Genomic DNA, 10,788 nt, shown 5'->3' on the forward strand with positions numbered 1-10,788 from the left:
GTCGAGGCCAGCGCCCATCCCGTACTCACGGTGCCGATCGCGGACACAGCGGACGACCGCGCCCTCGTCGTCGGTTCGCTGCGCCGCGACGAGGGTGGTCTCGACCGCTTCCTCCGTTCTGCCGCCGAGCTGTATGTCCAGGGTGTGCAGGTCGACTGGTCCCCGGCACTGACCGGCGGTCGCCGGATCGCATTGCCGACGTACGCGTTCCAGCACGAGCGGTACTGGCCGACAACCGAGGCCGTAGCCGGGGATCTCTCTGCCGCCGGTCTGACTACCCCGGATCACCCACTGCTGGGCGCGGGCGTCGAACTCCCCAGTAATGACGGGTACTTGTTCAGCAGTCGGCTGTCTCTGCGCTCGCATCCGTGGCTGGCCGATCATGCGGTCGGCGGCTCCGTGCTGTTCCCCGGCACCGGATTTGTGGAGCTGGCGATCCGGGCCGGTGATCAGGTCGGCTGCGGCCGGATCGACGAGTTGACGCTCGAAGTCCCCCTTGTCCTGCCGGAAACCGGCGGAATGCGGATTCAGCTCCTTGTCGAAGGACCGGACGAGGCAGGTCGGCGGGCTTTCAGCCTGCATTCCCGCACCGACACCGTTGAGCAGCCGTGGGCGCGCAACGCCTTCGGTGTCCTCGCGCCCGAACCGTCCGAGGCCGAGACCGCCGACACCGCTGTCTGGCCGCCCACCGGCGCGGATCCGGTCGGCCTGGACACCTTCTATGAAGGACTGGCCGACGCGGGCTTCGGTTATGGACCCGCCTTCCAGGGACTCACTTCCGCATGGCGTCGTGGCGAGGAGATCTTCGCCGAAGTCGCCCTGCCGGAGGCCGAGATCAGCCACGCAGCGTCCTTCGGTCTGCATCCGGCGCTCTTCGATGCCGCACTCCATACGTCCTGGCTCACCGGCGCTGCCGACGGCCGGCTGCCCTTCTCCTGGAGCGGTGTCTCCCTGCATGCCACTGGGGCTTCCGCGCTCCGCGTGCGCCTGATTCCGGCAGCCGCCGACACGGTGTCGTTGGAGATCACCGATCCGACAGGCCGGCCGGTCGCCTCGGTGGAGGCGCTCACCACGCGACCTGTCGACATGGCGGCTCTGAGCCGGACGGCAGTGGGACAGGATCCGCTGTTCCGGATGGAGTGGAGCCCGGTGACCGCAGAGCCGTGGGGCTCCGTGGTTGTGCTGGGTGACGCACCGGCTGTGTCCGGCGCTGATTCCTTCGCGGACCTGTCGGAACTGGCCGCCGCTGTCGACGACGGCATGCCCGCGCCGCGGACCGTCCTGGTCTCGGTCGTTCCCACCGGTGCTGATCTGCCCGTCGCGGTGCGCACGGCGACCTCGGCGGCGCTGGGACTCGTACAGGAGTGGCTGGCCGACGACCGGTTCGCCGAGTCCCGCATGGCCTTCCTGACCTGCGGCGCGGTGGCGCACGGGCCCGGCAGCGGGCACAGCGCGGGCCATGGCGACGGTGATGGTGCCGATCTCGCGGCGGCCTCCGTATGGGGCCTGGTGCGCTCCGCGGAGTCGGAGCATCCCGGCCGTTTTGTGCTGGTGGACCTCGACGGGACCGACGCGTCCACCGATGTCCTGTCGGCCGCTGCCGACTGCGACGAGTCCCAGGTGATCGTCCGGGACGGCGAGGTCCGGATCGGCCGGCTGGTGCGTACGTCGTCGCCCGGCGGGGGGCTGCCGCTGCCCGCCGGGGACGTGCCGTGGCGACTCGACATCGGAGCCAAGGGCACCCTGGAGAACCTTTCGCTGCTGCCGGCGCCGGAGCTGGCGCGGCCGCTCAGCGCTGGGCAGGTACGGGTGGGTGTGCGTGCGGCGGGCCTGAACTTCCGCGATGTGCTGACGGCTCTCGGGATGTATCCCGGAGAGAACAGGCTGGTGGGCATCGAAGGCGCCGGTGTGGTGCTGGAGACGGGGCCCGGAGTCACCGGTCTGAGCGCCGGTGATCGCGTGCTCGGGATGTTCCTCGGGGGTCTGGGTTCCGTCGTCGTCGCCGATGAACGGCTCCTCGCACCCGTCCCGGAAGGCTGGTCCTTCGAGGACGCGGCGTCGGCGCCCACCGTGTTCCTGACGGCGTATTTCGGTCTGCGGGATCTGGCCGGGCTGCGGTCCGGGGAGTCGGTGCTGGTTCATGCGGGTGCCGGTGGTGTCGGTATGGCGGCGATTCAGTTGGCCAGGCATTGGGGTGTCGAGGTGTTCGCTACCGCCAGCCCCGGCAAGTGGGACACACTCCGTGCGCTGGGTGTGGCGGACGATCACATCGCGTCGTCGCGTACGCTGGACTTCGAGGAGAAGTTCCGGCAGGTCACGGGCGGTCGCGGGGTCGATGTCGTACTCAACTCGCTCGCCGGTGAATACGTGGACGCGTCGCTGCGACTCCTGGCGCCCGGCGGCCGGTTCTCGGAGATGGGCAAGACCGACATCCGGGAACTGAGCGCGATCGAGGAGCAGTACCCGGGAGTCTCGTACCATGCCTTCGACCTGGTGGCCGCGGCCGGACCGGACCGTATCCGCGACATGCTGGCGGAGCTGCTGCGGCTCTTCCACACTGGTGTGGTAAGGCCGGTGCCGGTGCGCGGCTGGGACGTACGGCGGGCGGTGGACGCGTTCCGTTTTATGAGTCAGGCGCGCCATATCGGCAAGATCGTCCTGACTCTTCCGCGTGCCTGGGACCCCGACGGCACGGTGTTGATCACGGGCGGTACCGGTGGCCTCGGCGGACTGCTGGCGCGCCACCTTGTCGCCGAGGACGGCGTACGCAATGTGCTCCTCGTCAGCCGGCGCGGCGGTGACGCGGACGGAGCGGCCGAACTGGTCGCGGAGCTGACCGCGTACGGTGCTGATGTCCGAGTGACGGCATGTGATGTCGGGGACCGGGACGCGCTGGCCGGGGTAGTGGCGTCCATTCCGGCCGAGCACCCGCTGACAGCGGTGGTCCATACGGCGGGTGTGCTCGACGACGGTGTGATCGACGCGCTGACACCGGAACGGCTGGACACAGTACTGCGGCCGAAGGCCGACGCGGCCTGGTATCTGCACGAACTGACCCGCGATCTGGATCTGTCCGCGTTTATCCTGTTCTCCTCCATGGCCGGTGTCCTCGGCAGTGTGGGCCAGGCGAACTACGCGGCGGCGAACACCTTCCTCGACGCGCTCGCCGAGCACCGACGCTCGCTGGGCCTGCCGGGACAGTCCCTGGCATGGGGCTTCTGGGAGCAGCGCAGCGGGATGACCGCCCACCTGGGCGAGGTCGAGACAGGGCGGATGGCCCGCTCCGGGCTGCCGCCGATGTCGAACGGACAAGGGCTCGCCCTGTTCGACCAGGCCGGAAGGCTCGCGGACGCCGCTGTGGTGGCCACACTGCTGGACACCCGCGCGCTGGCCAGTCAGCCGGAGGTCCCGGCCGTCCTGCGTGGACTCGTACGCGCACCGGCCCGCCGCGCCGCCGCCGCGAGGACAGCCGCGGCCGAGGACACACTGCGGGACCGCCTGTCCGGCCTCAACACGGAGAAGCGCCGGCTCGCGCTGCTCGACCTGGTGCGCGGCCAGGCGGCAGTCATCCTGGGACACGCGACCAGCGGGGCCATCGACACCGACCGGGCGTTCACCGATCTGGGCTTCGACTCACTGACCGCCGTCGAACTGCGCAACCGGCTCACCACTGAGACCGGCCTCCGGCTCACCGCGACGCTGATCTTCGACTATCCCGCCCCGGCCGCACTCGCGGAACATCTCCTGTCCGAGCTGTTCCCCGACGGCGCGGCGGACCAGGACGACGACACGGGCGACGAACGTGTCCGCCGCGTACTCCAGTCCATCCCGCTCAGCCGACTGCGCGACTCCGGGCTGATGGACCGGATCCTCGAACTCGTCGGAGCACAGGACGAACCGTCTGTTCTCGAAGACGACGCCCAGCCGGCCTCGATTGACGAGATGGACGCCGACAGCCTTATCAGCATGGCGCTCGACAGCACCACATTCGACGGCGCGATCAAGGAGACATGGGACCGCGATGGCCAGCTCTAGCTCTGACGAGAAGCTCCTCAAGGCCCTTCGGGCTTCTCTCAAGGAAACCGAGTGGCTGCGCACGCAGAACCGCAAGCTCTCGGCCGCCGCGAACGAACCCATCGCGATCGTGGGTATGGCCTGCCGGTTCCCCGGCGGAGTCGCCTCGCCCGAGGAACTCTGGCGCCTGGTGCTCGAAGGCGGCGACGCCGTCTCGGATCTGCCGGACGACCGCGGCTGGGACCTTGCCGCGCTGCTCGACGCCGAGCCGGGCAAACACGGGTCGAGCTATGCGCGGGCGGGGGGCTTTCTCCATGAGGCGGCGGAGTTCGACCCCGGGTTCTTCGGGATCTCGCCGCGTGAGGCCCTGGCGATGGACCCGCAGCAGCGACTGCTGCTGGAGACGTCCTGGGAGGCTTTCGAACGCGCCGGTATCGACCCCTCGTCGGTCAAGGGCAGCACGGGCGGCGTATTTGTCGGCGCCTTCCAGACGGGCTACGCCGAGTCCCTGAACCAGACGCGGGCGGCCGAGCAGTTGAGCGGCCATGTCGGCATGGGCAGCTACTCAAGTGTGATGTCGGGCCGACTGGCCTACACCTTCGGACTCGAAGGTCCGGCGGTGACGGTGGACACGGCGTGTTCGTCGTCCCTCGTGGCACTGCACCTGGCCGGTCAGGCGCTGAGGTCGGGCGAGTGTTCGTTCGCGCTGGTGGGAGGCGTGACCGTACTGGCCACGCCGGAGGGCTTCGCGGAGTTCAGCAGGCAGGGCGGCCTCTCTCCCGACGGCCGGTGCAAGGCTTTCTCGGACTCGGCCGATGGTTTCGGTCTGTCCGAGGGCGTCGGCATGCTCGTGGTGGAGCGGCTGTCGGACGCGCGTCGCCTTGGCCATGAGGTGCTGGCGGTGGTGCGGGGCACGGCGGTCAATCAGGACGGTGCGTCGAACGGTCTGACGGCGCCGAATGGTCCGTCGCAGCAGCGGGTGATCCGGCAGGCGCTCGCGGCTGCCGCGCTGCCTCCGAGCGACATCGATGTGCTGGAGGCGCACGGTACGGGGACGACGCTGGGTGACCCGATCGAGGCGCAGGCGCTGCTGGCCACCTACGGGCAGGGCCGGCCGGAGGACCGGCCGCTGCTGCTGGGGTCGGTGAAGTCGAACATCGGGCACACGCAGGCCGCCGCCGGTGTCGCGGGCATCATCAAGATGGTCATGGCGATGCAGCACGGCGTGGTGCCCAGGACCCTGCATGTCGAAGAGCCGTCGTCGCACGTCGACTGGACGAGTGGCACGGTCCGGCTGCTGAGCGAGCAGACGCAGTGGCCCGAGGTGGGCCGGCCGCGCAGGGCCGCCGTGTCGTCGTTCGGTATCAGCGGCACCAACGCACACGCGATCATTGAGCAGGCGCCGGCCATCGAGGCTCCGGCGGAGACGGTTGAGAACACCTCCGGTGCGTTGCCGTGGGTGGTGTCGGCCAAGACGGCACAGGCGGTACGGGACCAAGCGGCACGCTTGCTGTCGGTCCCCGGTGGTCCGGCGGACATCAGTTTCTCGTTGGCCACGACGCGCGCGGTGTTCGAGCACCGGGCTGTGGTGGTGGGTGCCGGGGACGGCCTGCGGGACGGCCTGCGTGCGTTGGCGGAGGGCGAGGCTCCCGGGGGTGTGATCCAGGGGGTGGCCCGGGGTGCGGTCCGGACGGCGTTTCTGTTCGCGGGTCAGGGGAGTCAGCGGGCGGGTATGGGGCGGGAGTTGTATGCCCGTTTTCCGGTGTTCGCGGAGGCTTTTGACGCGGTGAGTGCGCGGTTGACGCTGCCGGATCTCGACGACGAGGAGGCGTTGGGGCGTACGGAGTTCACGCAGCCGGCGTTGTTCGCGCTGGAGGTGGCGTTGTTCCGGCTGCTGGAGTCATGGGGCATTGCTCCGGATGTGGTGGCGGGTCATTCGATCGGTGAGATCGCGGCTGCGCATGTGGCGGGTGTGTTGTCGCTTGATGATGCGTGTGTGTTGGTGTCGGCGCGTGGTCGGTTGATGCAGGGGTTGCCGTCGGGTGGGGTGATGGTGGCGGTTGGGGCGGGGGAGTCGGAGGTGGTGCCGTTGCCGGAGGGTGTGTCGTTGGCGGCGGTGAATGGTCCGGCGTCGGTGGTGATCGCGGGGAGCGAGGAGGCGGTTGCTCAGGTGCGGGGGGAGTGGAAGTCGCGGAGGCTGCGGGTGAGCCATGCGTTCCATTCGTCGTTGATGGATCCGATGCTGGGGGAGTTCCGGCAGGTCGTCGCCGGTTTGCAGTTCGGTCGTCCGTCAATCGCCGCGGTGTCGACGGTGACCGGTGCCGTGGTCGTGGACGAGTGGAGTGATCCGGAGTATTGGGTGCGGCATGTGCGGGAGACCGTGCGGTTCGCTGATGGTGTGCGCGTGCTGGTGGACTCCGGTGTGACCGCGTTCGTGGAGATCGGTCCGGACGGCACCCTGTCCGCCATGGCGCGGGAGTCGGTCGACACGGTGGCCGTGCCCGTCCTGCGCAAGGACCGCCCCGAGGAGCAGACGGTCTTCTCGGCGCTCGGAGAGCTGTTCGTCCATGGCCTGAACTGCGACTGGAAGGCGGTGTTCGCGGGCGGCGGGCGGCGCGTGGAGCTGCCGACGTATGCCTTTCAGCATGAGCGCTACTGGCCGAAGATCCTGCCGGTCAGCGGCGATGCCTCGGCGTTCGGGCTGCGCTCAGCCGACCATCCGCTCTTGGGTGCCGCAGTCGAACTGCCGGGCTCAGACGGCTTCTTGCTGACGAGCCGTCTGTCGGTAGCGCTGTATCCGTGGCTCGCGGATCACGCGGTGGCGGGCACGGTGATTTTGCCGGGCACGGGCTTCCTGGAGCTGGTGGTCCGGGCCGGTGACGAGGCCGGGTGCGGGCGGGTCGAGGAGCTGACGCTGGAGGCGCCGTTGGTGCTGCCGGAGCAGGGGTCTCTCGCCGTACAGGTCGTTGTCGAGGCCCCTGACGAGTCGGGGCGGCGCGGGGTCAGTGTCTACTCCAGCGCGGACGACGCGGTGGACGGCACCTGGACGCGTCATGCGACCGGGATTCTCACTCCTGGCAGCGGCAAGGCCCGGGAGTTCGCGGCCGGGACCTGGCCGCCCGAGGGCGCGGAGCCCGTGGCGCTCGACGGTTTCTACGAGCGTTTCTCGGCGGCCGGGTTCGTGTACGGTCCGGTGTTCCAGGGGCTGAAGGCCGTCTGGCGGCGTGGCGACGAGATCTTCGCCGAGGCCACGGTCGACGATGCGGCCGACGCCGGAGAGTTCGGTCTTCACCCGGCGCTGCTGGACGCCGCTGTACAGGCATCGATGTTCACCGGTCTGGGAGAGGCCCATGCGGGCCGGCTGCCGTTCCTGTGGTCTGGTGTGTCCCTGCATGCCCAGGGCGCCTCCGCGCTACGGCTGCGAGTGGTCCATTCCGGCGCGGACGCCGTGTCGATCGAGGCCGCTGACCACCAGGGCGAGCCGGTGGTCTCAGTGGAGTCGCTGGCCCTGCGGCCCGTCGACGTGGCCGCGCTGTCCGCCGCCGGGCAGGATTCGCTGTTCCGGCTGGACTGGACGCCGCTGGCCCGAGCGGTCCCGTCGACCGGCGAGCCGACCGCCTCGCTCGCCGTCCTGGGCGAGCTTGACGAGCTGCCCGACGCCGACAGCTACGCCGGCCTGGCCGCGCTGACCTCGGCGCTGGAAACCGGCCGTCAGGTGCCGGAGACAGTTGTGGTCCCCGTATCCGCCACCTCGGGTGAGCCGGCCGATGTGCCCACCGCGATACGTGAGCGCACCACCGAGGTCCTGGGCCTGATACAGGAGTGGCTGGCGGACACGCGCTACGAGCGGTCACGCATGGTCTTTGTGACACGCGGAGCGGTCGAGGCCGGAGACCGTACGGACGTGGTCGCCGCATCCGTTTGGGGGCTTGTGCGGTCCGCTCAGACGGAGCACCCGGACCGCTTCACCCTGATCGACCTCGGCCCCGACACCGACGCGGACACCGCGTCCGGGGAGCTGTTGTCGGCCATGGCCGCGGGTGAGCCGCAGCTACTGGTGCGGGCGGGGGAGATCCGGGTCGGCCGACTGGTCAGAGGCGCGGGGACGTCGGCGGCGCCGGAATGGGACGCCGAAGGCACCGTGCTGATCACCGGTGGCACCGGTGGACTGGGCCGGTTGCTCGCCGGACACGTCGTCACGCACCATGGCGTACGGAATCTGCTGCTGGTCAGCCGTCGTGGTGCGGAAGCCGAGGGTGCCGCGGAGCTGGTGGCCGAGCTGTCCGCCTTGGGCGCCGCCGTACAGGTGGCCGCCTGTGACGCGGCCGACCGTGACGCGCTGGCCGAGGTGATGTCGTCCGTCCCGGCCGAGCATCCGCTGACGGCGGTGATCCATGCGGCGGGTGTGCTGGACGACGGTGTGATCGACGCGCTGACGCCGGAGCGGCTGGACACCGTGCTGCGGCCCAAGGCGGACGCCGCGTGGCACCTGCACGAGCTGACGCGGGGTACCGACCTGGCGGCTTTTGTCGTCTTCTCGTCGGTCGCCGGTCTGATCGGAAACGCGGGCCAGGCCAACTACGCGGCGGCGAACACGTTTGTCGATGCGCTGGCCACCTACCGCAAGGGGCTTGGCCTGCCGGCCCTCTCTCTCGCGTGGGGTGCGTGGGAACAGTCGGCGGGCATGACCGCGGGCCTGGATCAGTCCTATGTCCGGCGGATGGCGCGGTTCGGCTTCCCGACGATGACGAGCGAGCAGGGGCTCGCTCTGTTCGACGCCTCCCTGGGGACCACCGACGCGGTGATCGTCGCGATGCGGCTGGACGGCCGGCTGCGCGGCACGACGGATGTCCCGCCGCTGCTGCGCGGTCTGGTGCGCGGTCCGGTCCGGCGCTCGGCGGTCGCGATCTCTGCCGGATCGGCCACTCTTCTCGACCGGTTGGCGGGGTTGGGGGAGGGTGAGCGGGAGTCGGTGGTGTTGGAGTTGGTGCGTGGTCAGGTGGCGGGGGTGTTGGGGTTTGCTGATGTGTCGGGTGTGGAGGTGGATCGGGCTTTTGGGGATGTGGGTTTTGATTCGTTGACGGCGGTGGAGTTGCGGAATCGGTTGAGTGCGGAGACGGGTCTGCGGTTGCCGGCGACGTTGATTTTTGATTATCCGACGCCGTTGTTGTTGGCGGGGTTTGTGTTGTCGGAGTTGGTGGGGGGTGTGGGTGGTGTGGTGCCGGTGCGTTCGGTGGTGTCGGGTTCGGTGTCGGATGATCCGGTGGTGATTGTGGGGATGGCGTGTCGTTATCCGGGGGGTGTGGCGTCGCCGGATGATTTGTGGGATTTGGTGGCGGGTGGTGGGGATGGTATTTCTGGTTTTCCGGTGGATCGTGGCTGGGATCTGGAGAACCTGTACGACCCGGATCCGGATCATTCGGGGACGTCGTATACGCGGGAGGGTGGGTTCCTGCATGAGGCGGCGGAGTTCGATCCGGGGTTTTTTGGTATTTCGCCGCGTGAGGCTTTGGCGATGGATCCGCAGCAGCGTTTGTTGTTGGAGGCGTCGTGGGAGGCGTTTGAGGGGGCGGGGATTGATCCTGTGTCGGTGAAGGGCCGTACGGGTGGGGTTTTTGTGGGGGTGATGTATCACGATTATGCGTCGTCGCCGTTGGTGCGTTTTCCGGGGGATGTGGAGGGTTATCTGGGGACGGGTAATGCGGGGAGTGTGGTGTCGGGTCGGCTGGCGTATACGTTTGGGCTGGAGGGGCCGGCGGTGACGGTGGATACGGCGTGTTCGTCGTCGTTGGTGGCTTTGCATCTTGCGGTGCAGGCGTTGCGGTCGGGTGAGTGTGATGTGGCGTTGGTGGGTGGGGTGACGGTGATGTCGACGCCGGCGACGTTTGTGGATTTCAGTCGTCAGCGTGGGTTGTCGGCGGATGGCCGGTGCAAGTCGTTCGCGGAGGCGGCGGACGGTACGGGCTGGTCCGAGGGTGTGGGGATGCTGGTGGTGGAGCGTTTGTCGGAGGCTCGTCGGCTGGGTCATGAGGTGCTGGCGGTGGTGCGGGGTACGGCGGTGAATCAGGATGGTGCGTCGAATGGTCTGACGGCGCCGAATGGTCCGTCGCAGCAGCGGGTGATCCGGCAGGCACTTGCCACGGCGGGTCTGTCGGCTGCTGATGTGGATGCGGTCGAGGCGCATGGCACGGGTACGACGCTGGGTGACCCGATCGAGGCGCAGGCGCTGCTGGCGACCTATGGGCAGGACCGTGAGGCGCCGCTGTGGCTTGGTTCGGTGAAGTCGAATATCGGGCACACGCAGGCGGCGGCTGGTGCCGCGGGAATCATCAAGATGGTGATGGCGATGCGGCATGGTGTGCTGCCGCGGACGCTGCATGTGGATGAGCCGTCGTCGCATGTGGACTGGGAGAGCGGTGATGTCCGGCTGCTGACGGAGCGGACGGAGTGGCCTGAGGTGGGTCGGCCGCGTCGGGCGGGTGTGTCGTCGTTCGGGATCAGTGGGACCAATGCGCATGTGATCATCGAGCAGCCCGAGCTGGTTGCTGAGGTTTCTGCGCCGGTTGAGGATGTTGATGGTGTGGTGCCGTGGGTGGTGTCGGGCAAGTCGGCGGAGGCGTTGGAGGAGCAGGCTGCCCGTCTGTTGGCGGTTGAGGGTCGTCCGGTGGATGTGGGCTTCTCGCTGGCTGTGACCCGTTCGGTGTTTGAGCATCGTGCGGTGGTGGTCGGAAACCGGGCTGATCTGGTTGCGGGATTGAACGCGCTTACTGAGCA

The 10,788-nt window shown here is 68.9% G+C and carries 2 protein-coding genes; both read left to right on the forward strand.

The window, feature by feature from the left end; translation table 11 throughout:
• Nucleotides 1-4,035 (forward strand): SDR family NAD(P)-dependent oxidoreductase (locus tag ABZ707_RS32955; RefSeq protein ID WP_360182482.1); only part of this gene is annotated, 4,035 nt, incomplete at its 5' end.
• Nucleotides 4,022-10,788 (forward strand): SDR family NAD(P)-dependent oxidoreductase (locus ABZ707_RS32960; RefSeq protein ID WP_360182485.1); only part of this gene is annotated, 6,767 nt, incomplete at its 3' end. The genes ABZ707_RS32955 and ABZ707_RS32960, both read left to right, overlap by 14 nt.

Origin of the sequence: Streptomyces sp. NPDC006923 (genome assembly GCF_040635655.1) — a bacterium.
In the GTDB taxonomy this organism is placed as follows: domain Bacteria; phylum Actinomycetota; class Actinomycetes; order Streptomycetales; family Streptomycetaceae; genus Streptomyces.